The organism is Allobosea spartocytisi, from assembly GCF_014764685.1.
GTDB lineage: Bacteria > Pseudomonadota > Alphaproteobacteria > Rhizobiales > Beijerinckiaceae > Allobosea > Allobosea spartocytisi.
Genome location: NZ_JACXWY010000008.1, coordinates 76174 through 92459, shown reverse-complemented (window position 1 = coordinate 92459; position 16286 = coordinate 76174). Strand labels below are relative to the sequence as shown.

General features: G+C 66.2%; 14 protein-coding genes. 1 reads left to right on the top strand and 13 read right to left on the bottom strand.

Annotated features, from left to right (window positions below; all coding sequences use genetic code 11):
- Positions 1–2: 2 nt before the first annotated feature.
- The 12 genes from IED13_RS14740 to IED13_RS14685 form a co-directional block, all read right to left on the bottom strand.
- On the bottom strand, positions 3–1478 hold the full coding sequence (locus IED13_RS14740; protein ID WP_191124614.1) for an amidase: 1476 nt from the start codon (positions 1476–1478) through the stop codon (positions 3–5).
- A 34-nt stretch (positions 1479–1512) separates the two neighbouring features.
- Positions 1513–3132 carry an ABC transporter ATP-binding protein gene (locus tag IED13_RS14735; protein ID WP_191124613.1) on the bottom strand — a complete coding sequence of 540 codons (1620 nt, stop codon included), beginning with the start codon at positions 3130–3132 and terminating at the stop codon, positions 1513–1515.
- Positions 3129–4055, bottom strand: a complete 927-nt coding sequence (locus IED13_RS14730) for an ABC transporter permease (protein ID WP_113252967.1) — start codon at positions 4053–4055, stop codon at positions 3129–3131. The genes IED13_RS14735 and IED13_RS14730 overlap by 4 nt, the downstream gene beginning before the upstream one ends.
- On the bottom strand, positions 4052–4993 hold the full coding sequence (locus tag IED13_RS14725) for an ABC transporter permease (RefSeq protein WP_191124612.1): 942 nt from the start codon (positions 4991–4993) through the stop codon (positions 4052–4054). Before IED13_RS14725 ends, IED13_RS14730 begins: the two co-directional genes overlap by 4 nt.
- Positions 4994–5030: 37 nt before the next feature.
- Positions 5031–6599: an ABC transporter substrate-binding protein gene (locus IED13_RS14720; RefSeq protein ID WP_191124611.1), complete on the bottom strand. Its 1569-nt coding sequence runs from the start codon at positions 6597–6599 to the stop codon at positions 5031–5033.
- Positions 6600–6774: 175 nt separating this feature from the next.
- Entirely contained in the window at positions 6775–7911 is a 1137-nt protein-coding gene (locus tag IED13_RS14715; RefSeq protein WP_191124610.1) for a M20/M25/M40 family metallo-hydrolase, read from the bottom strand.
- Between the two features lie 11 nt (positions 7912–7922).
- Positions 7923–9083 (bottom strand): M20 aminoacylase family protein, encoded by a 1161-nt coding sequence (locus IED13_RS14710; RefSeq protein ID WP_191124609.1) that lies wholly within the window; start codon positions 9081–9083, stop codon positions 7923–7925.
- Between the two features lie 43 nt (positions 9084–9126).
- Positions 9127–10626, bottom strand: a complete 1500-nt coding sequence (locus IED13_RS14705; protein ID WP_191124608.1) for a M81 family metallopeptidase — start codon at positions 10624–10626, stop codon at positions 9127–9129.
- A 239-nt stretch (positions 10627–10865) separates the two neighbouring features.
- Entirely contained in the window at positions 10866–11837 is a 972-nt protein-coding gene (locus IED13_RS14700) for an aldo/keto reductase (RefSeq protein ID WP_248312593.1), read from the bottom strand.
- A 39-nt stretch (positions 11838–11876) separates the two neighbouring features.
- Positions 11877–12728 carry an alpha/beta fold hydrolase gene (locus tag IED13_RS14695; protein ID WP_191124606.1) on the bottom strand — a complete coding sequence of 284 codons (852 nt, stop codon included), beginning with the start codon at positions 12726–12728 and terminating at the stop codon, positions 11877–11879.
- 28 nt (positions 12729–12756) lie between these two features.
- Positions 12757–13758, bottom strand: a complete 1002-nt coding sequence (locus tag IED13_RS14690) for an NADP-dependent oxidoreductase (RefSeq protein ID WP_191124605.1) — start codon at positions 13756–13758, stop codon at positions 12757–12759.
- Between the two features lie 67 nt (positions 13759–13825).
- On the bottom strand, positions 13826–14614 hold the full coding sequence (locus tag IED13_RS14685) for an SDR family NAD(P)-dependent oxidoreductase (protein WP_113252959.1): 789 nt from the start codon (positions 14612–14614) through the stop codon (positions 13826–13828).
- A 110-nt stretch (positions 14615–14724) separates the two neighbouring features.
- On the opposite strand from IED13_RS14685, the gene IED13_RS14680 reads away from it, so the two are divergent.
- A complete protein-coding gene (locus tag IED13_RS14680) occupies positions 14725–15288 on the top strand; it encodes a TetR/AcrR family transcriptional regulator (protein WP_191124672.1) in 564 nt (187 codons plus the stop codon).
- A 45-nt stretch (positions 15289–15333) separates the two neighbouring features.
- Here IED13_RS14680 and IED13_RS14675 read toward each other — a convergent pair whose 3' ends face one another.
- Positions 15334–16212, bottom strand: coding sequence for a LysR substrate-binding domain-containing protein (locus IED13_RS14675; protein WP_038363422.1), 879 nt, complete (start codon positions 16210–16212; stop codon positions 15334–15336).
- Positions 16213–16286: the final 74 nt, after the last annotated feature.

Below are 16286 nucleotides of genomic sequence, written 5' to 3'. Positions count from 1 at the left end.
TCTCAGGCCGCCGTCACATGCACGGGCGGCCGCCTGCCATCGTTCCAGCGACCTCCCAGCGCGCGCTCGATCTGCGCCGCGAGCTGCAGCAGCAGACCGTCGCCGGCCTGCCGCGCCTGCGCCTGGATGCCGAAGGGCAGGCCGTTCTCCTGCCGGCCCATCGGCAGCGAGATCGCCGGAATGCCGCAGAGATTCGACAGCGGCGTGTAGGCGAAGAACTTCCAGAGATGGCCGAACCAGTCGAGCACATCGGGATTGTCGCTGATGGTGAGGTATTCGGTGGCGCCGATCTTGGGCGTCGGCAGCGCCGTGATCGGGGTCAGGATGATGTCCCATTCCTCGAAGAAGGCGCCGAAGGCCCGCGCCGTGCTGTTGAACACCGCCTGCATCCGGTAGCGCTCGGCATAGGACATATCCTTGCCCGCCTCCCAGATGCGAATGTTCATCGGCTCGATCAGCCCCTCCGGGGGGCGTTGCAGGCCGCGCGTCTCCAGAAGGCCGGCGATGACCTGTGCGAAGTTGCTGATGTAGCAGGTGGTCTGCGCAGCGAAGGCGGCGCGCAGATCGGCCTCCGGCAGGGCCCAGTCGACATGGTGGCCGAGTCCTTCAAGGAAGCGCCCGGCCTTCTCCAGTTCGGCGACGATGGCCGGCGTGGCGCGATAGTCGCCCCATTCATGCGAGAGGGCGATGCGCAGGCGGCCCGGATCGCGTTTGATAAGCTGCGTATAGGGCTCGGGCGCGGTCCAGTAGGGCATGAACTCGCCTGGTGCGCCGCCGCGACAGGCGTCGACGAAAGCGGCGGTGTCGCGCACCGAGCGGCTCTGGCAGCCTTGCGTCGAGACAAAGCCGGAGATGTCCGAAAGGTTGGGCGCGATCGAGAACACGCCGCGCGAAGCCTTCAGCCCGATATTGCCGTTGAAGCCGGCCGGGATGCGGATCGAGCCTCCGCCGTCGGTCGCATGCGAGAGCGGCACGGCGCCGGCTGCCACCATCGCCGCCGTCCCGGCCGAAGAGCCGCAAGTGGTGTAGTCCGTGTCCCAGGGATTGCGGGTGACGTAGACTGCGGGGTTCTCGGCCGAGCTGCACACGCCGAACTCGGGCGTCGTGGTCCGGCCCATCAGGTTGAGGCCCGCCTTGCGCATGCGCGCTGTCAGCCAGGCATCGGCCGCCGGACGGTTGCCGCGCATGAAGAGCGAGCCCTGTTCCTGCAGCCTGCCCTTCAGTGTGGGACCCAGGTCCTTCATCAGGAAGGGCACCCCGGCGAAAGGGCCGGCAGGGTCGAGCCCGTCACTCAGCGGATCGGCGACCACATCCTCGAAGACCTCCACCACGGCGCTGAGCGAAGGATTCGTCTTCGCGATGCCCGCGGCTGCCTGCCGCGCCAGCTCGGCCGGCGTCAGCTCACCATTGCGCACCCGCTCGGCGAGGCCAACTGCGTCGTGGGAGGCCCATTCCTCCCAGCTCATCGCCAGGGTCATGACGTCGTCTCCAGCTTGTCGCCGAATATCCGCTTCAGGCCTCGCCGGTGGCGAAGTCGCGGCCGGGCGCGGCCTCGATCAGGCTACGCGTATAGGGGTGGGCGGGGGCGGCGAAAACATCGGCCGTGCGGCCCTGCTCGACCACCAGCCCCTTCTCCATCACCACCAGCCGGTCGCAGATCTGCGCGGCGACCCGCAGGTCGTGGGTGATGAACAGGATGGCGAGGTCGAAGCGCTTCTGCACGTCGTCGAGCAAGGCGAGCACCTGCTTCTGCACGGAGACGTCGAGCGCCGAGACCGCCTCGTCCGCGATCAGGATCTCCGGCTCCATGGCGAGCGCACGGGCAATCGCGATGCGCTGGCGCTGGCCCCCGGAGAACTGGTGCGGATAGCGCGAGAGCGCGGAAGGCTGCAGGCCGACGAGTTCCATCAGCTCGCGGGCCCGTGCCAGCGCCTTCGCCCGCGGCTGCCCGAAATTCACGGGGCCTTCGATGATGGATTCGCTCACGGTAAGGCGCGGATTGAGCGAGCGGAACGGATCCTGAAAAACCACCTGGATTTTGCGCCGGTAAGGTCGCAGGCGCCGTTCGGAAAGCCCGGCGATGTCGATGTCGGGGACGAGGATCTGGCCCTCGCTTGGCGGCATCAGCCGGGCGACGCAGCGCGCGACCGTGGTCTTGCCCGAGCCGGATTCCCCGACGATGCCGACCGTCTCGCCGCGCCGGACCCGGATGCCGACATCGGCGGCGGCCCGGACGACGCGTTCCTTCTTGAACAATCCGCGCGAGCGGTAGGTTTTGCCGAGGCCGGCCGTCTCCAGGGCGATCGGCCCTGTCGGCTCCGGGCGCTGCGCCGGTTTCAGGACCGGCACGGAGGCGATCAGCATGCGGGTGTAGGGATGCTGGGGGGCGCGCAACACCTGCGCCGTCGGCCCCTGCTCGACGACGCGGCCCTTCTCCATCACCACGACGCGGTCGGCGATCTCGGAGACGACGCCGAAATCATGGGTGATGAACAGCACGCCCGTGCCGCGCCGCTCCTGCATCTCCTTGATGAGCTTGAGGATCTGCGCCTGCGTCGTGACGTCGAGCGCCGTCGTCGGCTCGTCGGCGATCAGCAGGGCGGGGTCGAGGATCAGCGCGGCGGCGATCATGACGCGCTGGCGTTGCCCGCCCGAAAGCTGGTGCGGGTAGGAGGCGTGCATGCGCTCGGGATCGGGCAAGCGCATCGCCTCCAGCATGGCGAGCACCTTCGCGCGCCGCGCCGGCTGGTCGAGATCGGTATGGATGCGCAGCACCTCCTCGATCTGGTCGCCGATGGTGAGCACCGGGTTGAGCGCGGTCATCGGCTCCTGGAAGATCATGGCCATGCGGTCGCCCCGCAGCGCGCGCAGGCGCTGCGGCGTGGCGGCGAGCAGGTCCTCGCCCTCCAGCCGGATCGACCCCGCTACGGGCTTCAACACTTTGGCCAACAGGCCCATCACCGAGAAGGCGGTGACGGATTTGCCCGAGCCGGATTCGCCGACGACGCAGACGATCTCGCCCTTGCCGACGGCGAGCGAAACGCCCTCCACCGCATGGTTGCGGTCGCCGCCGCCGGGCAAGGCGATGGTGAGGCCCGAGACCTCGAGGACGGGGGATGCCTCGTTGCTCATCGGCCGGCCATCTTCGGATCGAGCGTGTCGCGCAGGCCGTCGCCGAGGATGTTCACGGCGAGCACCGTCAGCCCCAGGAAGATGCCGGGATAGAGGATGTTGTGCGGGAAGACCCGGAAGAGGTTGCGCCCCTCGGCCATGATGTTGCCCCAGCTCGGAGTCTCCGGCGGGATGCCGACGCCGAGGAAGGACAAGATGGCCTCGACGAGGATGGCGGAGGCGGCGATGAAGGTGCCCTGCACGATCAGCGGCGCGGTGGTGTTGGGCAGGATGTGGCGGATCATCAACTTGGGCACACGCGTGCCGGCCATGATCGCCGCCTCGACATAGGGCTCCTCGCGAACCGAGAGCACGATCGAGCGCACGAGCCGCACCACGCGCGGGATCTCCGGCACGATGATCGCGATGATGACCGCGGTCAGCCCGGCCCGGAACAGAGAGACGACCGCGATGGCGAGCAGGATGCCCGGTATCGCCATCAGCCCGTCCATCACGCGCATGATCGGCCCGTCGAGGATGCGCACATAGCCGGCAACGAGGCCGATGACGAGGCCGATCGCGATGCTCGCCAGCGCCACTGCGATCGAGATCGCCAGCGAGATCCGGGCGCCGTAGACGACGCGGCTGTAGACGTCCCGCCCAAGCGAATCGGTGCCCATCCGGTAGGTGAATGTCGAGCTCGTGCCGTCATCGGCGCGGATGGTGCGCTCGAAGCCCGGCTTCTTGTTGCGCGCGACGGGATCGATCGCGGTCGGATCGACAGTCCCGAGCTGCGGCGCCAGCAGGGCGATCAGTGTCATCACCACCAGGACGACGCCTCCGATCAGTACGGAAACATTGGTCAGTAGCCGGCGCAGGATGCTCCGCCCGGAGGGAGCGGGCTCGTCGGCGACCGGGGCCAGCAGGGTCGGCTCGGCGCTCAATAGCGGATCCTCGGGTCGAACAGGCTGTAGGTCAGGTCGATCAGCAGGTTGATCCCGACATAGATGCCGGAGAACAGAAGGATGACGGCCTGGATGGTGGGATAGTCGCGCGCCAGCACGGCATCGACGGTCAGCCGGCCGAGACCGGGAATGGCGAAGACGCTCTCCGTCACCACGACCCCGCCGATCAGCAGCGCGATGCCGATGCCGACCACGGTGACGATCGGCACGGCCGCGTTCTTCAGCGCGTGGCGGAACAGGATCTTGCGCTCGACCTGCCCCTTGGCGCGGGCGGTGCGGATATAGTCCTCGTTTAGCACCTCGAGCACGCTTGCCCGCGTCATCCGCGCGATCAGCGCGATGTAGATCACCGAGAGCGTCAGCGCCGGCAGCACGAGCCGCTGCACATAACCACCGAACCCGGCCGAGATCGGCTGGTAACCCTGCACCGGGAACCAGCCCAGCGTGATCGCGAAGAGATAGATCAGGAGGTAGCCGATCACGAAGACCGGTATCGAGAAGCCGAGCACCGAGAAACCCATCACGATGCGGTCGATCCAGGAGCCGTGCTTGTAGGCGGCGAGCACGCCCAGCGGGATCGCGACGCAAATCGCGATCAGGATGGTCGCGAAGGCAAGCGACAGCGTCGGCTCGATACGCCCGAGGATCAGCTCGGAGATCGGCTTCTTGAAGAAGAAGGATTCGCCGAGATTGCCCGAGAGCAGGTTCTTCGCCCAGATCGTGAACTGGGCGAGGATCGGCTGGTCGAGCCCGAGCCGGTTGCGCACCAGCGCGATCTGCTCCGAGCTGGCGTTGTCGCCGGCGATGACCGCTGCCGGGTCGCCCGGCGTCAGCCGCAGCATCAGGAAGACCAGCACGGCGACGATCACGAGGACCGGGATCGCCGCCAGCAGGCGCCTCAGAATGTAGCCGAGCATCAGGACGGCTTCCCGGAAAGGAGCAAGCGCATCCGGCTCACTTCTTCTCGACGTTCCAGAAGACCGGCGCCGGCGCCGTCAGGATGCCGGTGATGGTCTTCCGGGCCGCGATCGGCACGTTGTACTGGCCGAGATGGACATGGGTCACCACCTCGCGCCAGCGGACCTGCACGGCTTCCGCAATCGCCTTCTGCTTCGCCGGATCGGGCTCGCGGGCGAAGTCGTCGCGCAGCTTCTCCATCTCCGCATCGCAGGGCCAGCCGAAGGCGGCCTTGTCGCAGCTCGCATTGAAGAAGCCGGCCATGACGGGGTTCAGGATGTCGGCCGAGACCCAGGAGGTCTGCATCAGGTTCCAGCCGCCCTTGTCGATCGGATCCTTGCGGACGCGTCGCGAGACCACCGTCTGCCAATCCGAGGACTGCATGTCGACCTTGAAGCCGCCCTTCTCGAGCAGTTGCTTGGCGACCGGGCCGAGATTGGTCAGCGACTGCAGATCGGTCGAATGCAGAAGCACCACCGGCTTGCCGTCATAGCCGGCCTCCTTCAGGAGCTCCTGCGATTTCTTGAAGTTCGACTCGAGCAACCCGTCCATGCCCTTTTCGGAGGCGAGCGGCGAGCCGCAGACGAACATCGCCTTGCAGACCTGGTAGTAGTCGGGATTGCCGACGGTCGCTTCGAGAAAGTCCTTCTGGTTCAGCGCATAGGTCACGGCCTGGCGCACCTTCGGATTGTCGAAGGGCGGCTGCGTGTGGTTGAAGCGCATCGTGTACTGCAGCCCGAGCGGGTTGTAGTTCCACAGCTTGATGTTGCTGTCGTCCTTGAGCAGCGGGATCAGGTCGAAGGCGGGCTGCTCGACCATGTCGATCTCGCCCGCCAGCAGCGCGTTGACCGCCTGCTGCTGGTCGCTGACCGCAAGCCATTCGACGCGGTCGATATGGACGACCTTGCCGCCGGCCAGGCCGGATGCCGGCTCGGAGCGCGGCTTGTAGTCCTTGAACTTGGTGTAGACGATCTTGTCGCCGGGCTTCCACTCATCCTGCTTCAGGACGAAGGGGCCGGAACCGATGAACTCGGAGATCTGCGTGTTGGGATCGGTGTCCGCGACGCGCTTGGGCATCATGAACGGCACGTTGGAGGAGGGTTTGCCGAGGCCGAAGATCAACAGGCCGGTCGGCGATTTCAGCTTGACCGTGAAGCTCTTGGCGTCGTCGGCGGTGATCGAGTCGACGAAGGTCATCAGCTTCTGGCCGACCGGATCCTTGGCCGACCAGCGCTTGATCGAGGCGATGCAGTCCTCTGCCGTGACGGGCTTGCCGTCGTGCCAGAGCAGGCCGTCGCGCAGCGTAAACTTGTAGGTCAGCTTGTCCGGCGACTCCGTGAAGGTCTCGACCATCTGCGGCTTGATCTCGCCTTTCTCGTCCATCGAGAACAGGGTGTCGTAGATCATGTAGCCGTGGTTGCGGACGATATAGGCGGTGGTCCAGATCGGATCGACGATCTTCACGTCCGAATGCATGACGACCTTCATGGTCGTCTGGGCCTGCACCATACTGCTGCCGGCCAGCAACGCTGCCGCCGCGGCAACCATCTTCCAACGCGACATCATAAGGCTAATCTCCCCTCTGGCCGTTTGCCCGGCCGGCTTTGCCGATCGTGATGTGCAGGTCGCAAGTGCTGATACTTCGTCTTCTTTTGCCTTTTGTCCGCCTTGCCGTTCCGCCTTATGCAGGCGCCATGCCACGATGCGAAAGGCTCCCCCGTCGAAGCGCCCTGTCAATCGTTCAGGGCGCGAGCCGCGCCAGTAGCCCCGCCATCAACCTGATCCGTCGTGGCAGGCTCTCGATCTCGATATGCTCTTCCAGCGTGTGATAACCGGCCCCCAGCAGGCCGAGCCCGTCGAGGGAGGGGATGCCGGCCGCACCGGTGAAATTGGCGTCGGAGCCGCCGCCGGCCGAGGCGTGGCCGAGCTCCCAGCCCAGTTCGCCGGCGATCTCGCGGGCGAGGCCGTAGAGCGCCATGGTTCCCGCATCCGGCTCCCAAACCGGGCGGGTCACGCCGCGTGTCACGGAGAAGCCGGTGCCGTCCTCCTCGCGGCGGGTGAGAGCGAGCATGCGCTCGACGCCACGGTCGAGATCGGCCTGCCGTTTTGCCATGCTCAGGGCTTCGGCCTTGCAGAGGGTCGGCACGCAGTTGACCCAGCGCCCGCCCTCGATGACGCCGACGGAGAAGGTGCAATCCTCGCCGGTCATCTCCTCGATGGCCAAGAGCTGGCGCGCCATCATGTTGATGGCCGAGCGCCCGTCCTTGAGGCGGGAGCCGGCATGGCTCGGCCGGCCCTCCGCCTGAAGGTTGAAGCGAGCGATGGCGTAGCGGCCGGTGACGACACCGTCGCCCGGCTGGCCCGGCTCCGGCACCAGCACGAAGCGGTCGCGGCGGGCCTGCTCCATGATGATGTCGCGCGTACCCGGGCTGCCGATTTCCTCGTCGCTGGTGTAGAGCACGCTGACCGGCAGTGGCGTCTCGATACCGGCCTTCGCCAGCGCGACGATGGCCTGCAGCCCGGCATAGGCGCCGCCCTTCATGTCGAGGATGCCCGGGCCGTAGCAGCGCGAGCCCTCGCGCCGGAAGGGCAGCGTCTCGAGCGTCCCGACCGGATGCACGGTATCGAGATGCGACATCACCAGGATGCCGGGCTCCCCGCGCCGCGGATGTGGAAAGTCGCCGCGTACGCAGTCGCCGAGGCCGGGCGGTCCGGGGATGCGGGTGATCATGGCGCCCGCCGCCGCCGTCTCGGCCGCTGCGAGGTCCATCATGCGGTTGACGGCAGCGGGGTCGAAGGTCGGGCTCTCGCACTCGATCCAGGGCTTGAGCCCTGCGAGCAGGACCTCGCTGTCGAGCGGCAGGGTGCGGAGATCCATCGCCGCACGCCTCAAGCCGCCGCACGCGTCTCGACAATGCGCGCCAGCAGGCTCGCCCCGACCGGCAGGATGCCGTCGTCGAGCACATAAGCGGGGTTGTGCACCGGCACGTCCCCGGCATGGCCGACCCAGGCATAGGCGCCGGGCACCACGCGCAGCATGTCGGCGAAATCCTCGCTGCCCATCATCGCCTTGGGCTCGGTCAGCACGTTCGCGCCGCCGACGATCTCGGTGGCGACCTCCGCCATCGCCTGCGCCGGGGCATCGTGATTGACCAGCACGTTGAAGATGTTGCGGATGTCGACCTCGATCGTCATGCCGAAGGTCGCCGCCGTGCCGGCCGCGATCTCGCGCATGCGGCGGCGTACCAGCTCGCCCGTCTCCTCCGAGAAGGTACGGATCGTGCCCGCCAGCACCGCTTCCTCGGGAATGACGTTGTAGGCCGAGCCAGCATGGACCTGGGTGATCGAGAGCACGGCGGCCTCGCGCGGGTCGGCATTGCGGCTGACAATGGTCTGCAGCGCTGCGGCCAGGCTCATGGCCGCCATGACAGGATCGCGCCCCATATGCGGCATGGCCCCGTGGCTGCCCTTGCCGGTGATCCTGATGTCGAAGAAATCCGCGCCGGCCATGGCCGGACCGGGGAAAACCGAGATCTGGCCGGCCTCGAGATTAGGTGCATTGTGCAACCCGTAGATCTCGTCGCAGGGGAAGCGCTCGAACAGCTTTTCCGCGATCATCCGGCGCGCGCCGCCGAGCCCTTCCTCCGCCGGCTGGAAGACGAAGATCGCCGTGCCCTTGAAGCCCCGGTTCTCCGCAAGGTAGCGCGCGGCACCGAGCAGCATGGTGGTGTGCCCGTCATGGCCGCAGGCGTGCATCTTGCCAGCCACGGTCGAACGCCAGGGCAAATTGGTGGTCTCCTGGATCGGCAGCGCATCCATATCGGCCCGCAGCCCGATGCGCCGGCCCGGCCCGGCCTGACCGTGCAGCACGCCGACGACGCCGGTCGTGCCGATCCCGGTATGGACCTCGATGCCCAGCTCCCTCAGCTTGTCGGCGACGATGCCGGCGGTGCGAACCTCCTCGAAGCCGATCTCGGGATGGGCGTGGAGATCGCGGCGGATCGCCGTGAGGTCATCCTTGAAGGCGTCGATCTGCGGCAGAACGGGCATAGGAACTCCAGGCGATGAAAGGCTGATGCGAGGGAGGACGTGCTCAGGCGAACGGCCTGCCGAGCGGTGATGTGCGCAGGCCCTGGCGCAGCCGGCGCCATGGCAGGACCGCCGGATCGACCGGCATCGGGCCGGGTGCCGCGCAGACGAGGATCATCTCGGCGATCGGCTCGAAATCGGCGCGGAAATGCACCGAGCTCTTGTTGACGAGAATCGCCTGCTCCTCCGGTTCGATGCCGACCTGCCGATACATCGCCCGGTCGGCCATCTGCGCCTTGCGCGAGCCGACGACGATGCGCACCCCGCCGATGCGCAGGCAGGCGCTCGGCCCCAGATTCATGCGCGAGCCGCCATAGAACGGGCCCGGCGCGACGAAGCGCCCGTCGGACAGCTTCTCCACGGTAAAGCTCGCCACGAGCGGGGCGTCGCCGGGAATGCGGGACTTCGCGCCAAGCGCGAGCGTGACGATCGCACCTTCGCCCGCCTCATGGGCGACGGCGGCGGCCTCAGGATCGACGATGACGCCGATTGCGGCGCGCTCGGCGTCGTTGCGCACGAGAGCCGCTGCCATGCCCATCGTGTCGGAATCGCCCCCGGCGCCGGGATTGTCCTGCGTATCGGAGATGACAATCGGCTTCGTTGCGCTTTCTGCGAGCCGCATCGCCTCGCGCACCCCGGCATCGGGATCGAAGACCGTGCCCTTGAAGGCGGCCTCGCTCGCCATCACCCGCCGGGCGACCGCATCGGCCGCCGCGTCGGCCTCGGCCTGCGTCGTGCCGTAGGCGACGACGGCCGGCCCGCAATCGGGAAAGTCGGCGGCCGGGAAACCGGGCAGGAAGGAGAGGCTCGGCACCGTCTCGCCTTCCAGCGCGGCAAGCTCGGCATAGATCGTGCGGCAAGGTTCCATCGCCGTTGCCTGCCAGGCAATGGGAATGAGATAGGGAATTTGCCGGAAGGCCTTGGTTGGACGCCTTTTGGTGCCGAGCAGGCCAGCCAGGGCCTGCGCGGCGCGGGCACCGGTCAGGGCCATGTCGACATGCGGATAGGTGCGGTAGGCGACGAGCATGTCGGCAGCCTCGACCATTAGCGGCGTGACGTTGCCATGCAGGTCGAGACTCGCGACCAGCGGCACGTCCGGTCCGATCACGGCGCGTACCCGGCGCAGCAGCTCGCCTTCGCCGTCGTCGAAATTCTCGCTCACCATCGCGCCGTGCAGGTCGAGATAGACGCCGTCGATCGGCAGCGTCGCGCGAATCCGCTCCACCAGCTCGCCTGCGATCGTCTCGAAGGCCCCGGCCGTGACATGGGCCGAAGGGCTGGCGGCACACCATAGCGTCGGCACGGCTTCCCAGCCCTTCTCGCGGGCCACGTCGAGAAAGCCGGAGGCGCCGACATTGACGTTGGTCACGGCCGCGAAGATCGCCTCGCCCCGCGCCAGCGGCGGCCAGCCTCCGCCTTGCTGGAAGGCGTCCATCCCCGCCTTGCTCGGCGCGAAGGTATTGGTTTCATGCAGGAAACCGCCGAAGGCGATGCGGCTGGACATCGAAGGCTCCGATCGAGAAGAGCCGAGGTAAACACGCCACGTCGCGCCGACCAAGTGAGAATTTTCACCGCGGCTGCCCGGATATTGAGCTTTCAATCGCGAAATTCGCACGGGGTCGGCTTCAGGCCCAACTCCTCCCGGGTCTCTCGTGTCCAGGGCGGCCGCAGCCTCCAGCGCGTCTAACGCTGCAGCCCGATGCTCTTGAATGAGGCCTGGCGGGGCATCGGTAAGCTCGTGCGTCAGGCGACAGCGAGCGTCGTCACGCGAGGTGGCGCCTCCGCCGGTGCGCTCGCCGCATCGAGGCGCGCAATCTGCTCCGCTGAAAGCTTCAGCGCCGCCGCGCCCAGATTACTCTCCAACTGCCCGAGCGAACGGGGTCCGATGATCGGCACGGCGCCGTGCGTCATGGCCCAGGCGATGGCGACGCGATCGGGACTGGCGCTGGCCTCTTCGGCGACCTGCAGTACGGCGTCGACGGTGGCTGAGCGTTGCGGCGTGTTCTCTGCCTGAAAGACGCGGCCACCAAATCCTTCGGCGCGCCCTGTCTCACCCTTGCGATATTTGCCGGTCAGCACGCCGCCGCCCAGAGGCGACCATGTCACAGCGGCGATTCCCAAGGCGTGACAGGCGGGGAACAGATCGGCCTCGGGTTCGCGATGGACGAGGCTGTGCTCGAACTGCGCGGCGGCAATTGGCACAGCTCGCGTCAGCTCAGTCAGCGTCGCCGCGCGTACCAGCCGCCAGGCGGGGAAGTTGGAGAGACCGGCGTAGAGAATCTTGCCGGCGCGCGCGAGATCGTCGAGGCCGCGCACGATCTCTTCCATGGGCGTCAGGCCATCGGGATGATGCACCCAGTAGAGGTCGATCCGATCGGTCTTCAGGCGCCGCAGGCTCGCCTCGACCGAGGCGATCATGGCCTTGCGGCTGTTGCCCTTCACCAGCCGGTTGGCGTCCGGCGAGGCGCCATTGCTGAACTTGGTGGCGAGGACGAAATCCTCGCGCCGCCCCTCCAGCGCCTTGCCTAATATCTCTTCCGACTGGCCGAACTGATAGACGTCGGCCGTGTCGATGAAATTGCCGCCTGCCGCGGCGTAGGCGTCCAGAATGGCCACCGCCGTTTCAGGATCGGCGCCATACCCCCAGCCGGTGCCGAAATTGCCGGTGCCAAGCGCGAGTCTGGAAAGCTGAAGGCCGGTACGGCCGAACGTCATATGGTCCATCTGATATGTCCTTGTGGGCGGTGCTGGCGTTCAGGCGGCCAGGAAGGCCTTGGCCTTCCTCAGGAAGGCGTCGTGATGCTGGAAGATGCCGCCATGCCCGGCGTCGGCGAAAAGGACGAGTTCGGCATCGGAAATACGGCGTGCCAGATCGACCGAATTCTCGCTCGGCACCATGATGTCATGGTCGCCGTTCGCGACGAGGACGGGCGTGCGGACGCCATCCAGTGGCTGCGGCGCCTGGAGGCCCCAGGCCTTGATGGCCTTCAACTGGCGCAGGAAGGCCGTCAGCGAGACCGCCTTGTCACGATCCCCCGTCCGCTCCTTCAATCGCGCGAGAAACTCGAAGGCCGCTCGCTTGCCTGCCGCGCTCGACGTGAAGAAGAGATAGAATTTGGGATCGCGAAAGGTCAGCAGCCCTTTGATGATGAGTGGCCACGACACCGGACCGACCCGCTCGATCCCGGTCCCGCCCGCAGGCCCCGTGCCGGCGAGGATGGCGCGGCGGATGAGATCGGGGGCGTCAAACAGGATTTGCTGCGCGACGAAGCCACCGAGCGAGAAGCCAATCAGATCGACCGACGTCAGTCCCAGCGCGCGGATCGTGGCGATCGTGTCGTTGGCCATTTCTGCCACTGTGAGCGGCGCCCTGCCGCCCGAGCTGCCGATGCCGCGATAGTCGAGCGCATAGACCGGTCGATCGGCAGCCAGGCCCTCGACGATGGGAGGATCGAAATTGTCGAGGTTCGCGCCCCAGTGATTGAGCAGCACCACCGGCGCGCCGGTATCAGGCCCGAGACGGCGATAAGCGAAGCGCGTGCCGGCAGCCTCGACATGGCGGGTGGGTGCCGCCTTCCAGTCTGCGCTGCGAATATGGGTGGCCATGGCGAAATCCTTGTTTCCGAAAATCGCGTCACTTGAGCGTGACGACGACCTTGCCCTTGGCGCGACCAGTGTCGATGTAGGCGAGTGCGTCGTTCACCTGCGCGAAGGGGAAGGCACGATCGACCACCGGGCGGATCGTGCCGTCTTCGATCAGCCTGGTGATCCGCTCAAGCTGCCCTCCGTCGGCGTGCATGAAGAGAAAGGAATACTCGACGCCCGCGCGCTTCGCCTTGCGCCGGATGCCCGCGCTGAGCAGGCGCAGCACGAGCCGAAGCACCACGTTCAAGCCCTGGCTGCGTGCGAAAGCGGGATCGGGAGCGCCGGAGATCGAGATGAGCTTGCCGCCGGGCTTCAGCACCTTCAGCGATTTTTCCAGCGTCGTGGCATCGAGCGTGTGGAGGACGAGGTCGTAGCCCGACAGCTCTTCCTCGAAGTTCTGGCTGCGATAGTCGATGACGACATCAGCCCCGAGCTCCTTCACCATTGCGGCATTGGCGGCGCTCGCCGTCGTCGCGACGGTGGCGCCGAGATGCTTGGCGAGCTGGATGGCGAAGGTGCCGACACCGCCCGACCCGGCGTGGATCAGCACCTTCTGTCCCGGCTTGATCTGCGCGCGCTCGACCAGCGCCTGCCAGACAGTCAGCCCGATCAGCGGGATCGATGCGGCCTCGGCCATCGAGATATTGCCCGGCTTGAGCGCCAGATCGCTCTCGTTGACGACGATCCGTTCGGCAAAGGCGCCGATCCGCCCGTCACGGGGACGGGCATAGACGGCGTCGCCGACTTTGAAGCGCCGCACGTTTGCTCCGACGCTGATCACGGTGCCCGCCAGATCGTGCCCAAGCACGAGCGGCGTCTTGTAGGGTAGGACCAGCTTGAATGCACCGTCCCGGATCTTGGAATCGATCGGGTTGAGCCCTGCCGCCTCAACCTCGACCAGCACGTCGTCGGGACCGGGCACGGGCTCCTGCACGTCGCCCAGACGCAGCGCCTGTTTCTTGCCGTAGCGATCGAGGATGAAGGCCTTCATGATGCTGTTTCTCCAGATCAGGCGTCAGCCATGACGGCGGTGGGATAATCGATGTTTCGTTTGATGCTCAGGCGCCCGTGCGATACCGCTCGGCGGGACGTGCATTCCGGTAGTTCGGAAGCATGGCCTGACGCGCGGCCTCAAGCGCGTCCCACTGCCCGGCATCGGGAAGCGGCGGGATTGTCACAGCTTCGCGGCGGTCGAAGCCCACCAGCGCCGCATCGACCAGATCGCCCACCTCCATAACCCCGGTCATGGTATCGACCTCGGCGCCGACATGGTCCCAGATCTCTGTTCGCGTCGTGGCGGGAAGCACGGCCTGGACGTAGACGCCCTTTGGGCCGAGCTCGAGGCTGAGTCCCTGCGACAGGAACAGAACGAAGGCCTTGGTTGCGCCGTAGACGCTCATTCCGAATTCCGGCGCCAGGCCGACCACGGAGCCGATGTTGACGATCGCCCCTTCGCCGGTCTCTGCAAGTCGCGGAGCGATGGCGCTGGCAAGCCGCAGAGGTGCGGTCGTATTGAGCGCCACGAGGCGTGCCACATCATCGGTGCTCTGCTCGATGAAGCTGCCGCCAATGGCGGTTCCGGCGTTGTTGACGAGAACCCCGATACGGACATCGTCGCGCAGCCTGGTCTCCACCGCCGCAAGGTCTCCCGGTCGCGTAAGGTCGGCCTGGATGATGTCGATCGCCACGCCCGTCTCCTGACGCAGCCGATCCGCCAAGGCTTCCATGCGCGCGGTGTTACGGGCGACCAGCACCAGGTCATGCCCGCGGCGCGCGAAGCGCTCGGCATAGGCGGCGCCGATGCCGGTGGAGGCGCCGGTGATGAGAACTGACGGAATGACGGTCATAGGGTTGCTCTCTTTTGTGGTCGCATTTATATTCATGACGATCATCATGATTGATGCTAAATATGATGGCCATCATGTAAGTGTCAATGGTGCTCGCGGAGAATTTTGAAATGAAGGTCAGTCGAGAACAGATGGCGGAGAACCGTCGCCGGATCCTGGATGCGGCCAGCCGGCTGTTTCGCGACAAGGGGTTCGACGCGGTCGGCGTCGCGGAGGTGATGAAAGCCGCCGGTCTCACCCATGGCGGATTCTATGGCCACTTCAGCTCGAAGGACGATCTGATCGCGCAGACCCTTGCCCATGTCCTCACCGTGGACGCGGGCGGAGGGGGCGATTTTCGCTCGTATGTAGATGCTTATCTTTCAACCGGTCATCGCGACAACTGCGCCGGTGGTTGCCCGACCGCTGCCCTGGCTGCGGCCGTGCGCCATCAAACCCCGGCTGCACGCGCGGCCATGACCCAGGGGCTACGATCGCAACTTGACCGGATCGGCGAGGCGCTCCCGGAGTTGGATGTGGCGGACAGACGCCGCGTGGCGATCGGAAGCTTTGCGGCGATGGTGGGAGCTATGATCCTCGCCCGGGCGGTAGACGATTCCGCGCTCTCGGATGAGGTCCTGGAGCAGACGCGTGATTGGATCGATACCGGGATCAGTCTGGCATCTGCCAGCTAAGGGCTCTGTCCGGCGTCCGGATACGGCCGAGTGCCAGCCTTGGTGCTAGGTCCCTTCGACGATTTGCTGCACCATCTCAAAGAAGCTCCGGACCAGAGGCAGGCGGCGCCGCTCCGCCCGGCAGGCCACATATTCTCCGACGCTGAAATCAGCGCCGGTCAAGGTCAGCCGCTTCAGGTTGGAGTCAGGTCTGAATTCGGCTTCGAAGACGACGCCAATGCCGAAGCCGGCCGCGACAGCCTCTCGAACAGCCTCGCGCGATTGCACTTCGAGCAGGTTCATCGGTTTGACGGCAGCCATCGACAGCCTGTTCTCGATCACCTCCCTCGTGATGGATCCCCGTTCGCGCAAGACAATATCCTGACCTGCGAACGCCTCGATGGGGATGCTGTCGTGCCGAGCGAGTTCATGGTCGGCCGCGATGAACGCGATCAGATTGTCCGACCGCAGCTTGATGCTGTGGATGCGAGGATCGGAGTTCGGGCGCGCCGTGATCGCGACATCGGCGACGAAATCCATGATCTGATCGACGACCTCGGACGAGTTGCCGATGGTCAGCGAGAAGGTGAGCCCCGGGTAGTTCGCACGCATCTTCGCGAGGGCCGCCATGACATGCGTCGCGCTGTCAGCCGCAATCCGCAGATGGCCGCGCTGCAACGTTCGCGTGCCGGCCAGGAGAGCCTGCGCCTCGTCCTGGGCGGTGAACAACCGGGCGGTGATCACGAAAAGGCTCTGCCCGAGCGGGGTGAGCCTAACCTGCCTGCCCATCCGATCGAAAAGACGCACACCATACGCGTCCTCGAGCGCCTTCACCTGCGTGGAGAGCGTGGGCTGGCTGAGATTCTTGGCCTTCGCCGCGCTGGTAAAACTTCCCGCTTCGGCCACGGCATGAAACGCAGCGAGGCCGGAATAGCTGACGGCCATATCTATAGATCCTCTCTATATCAAACATGAAGAGGATGTATTGGACCTATGTCAAGAGCGTGTTCTAGCGTCGG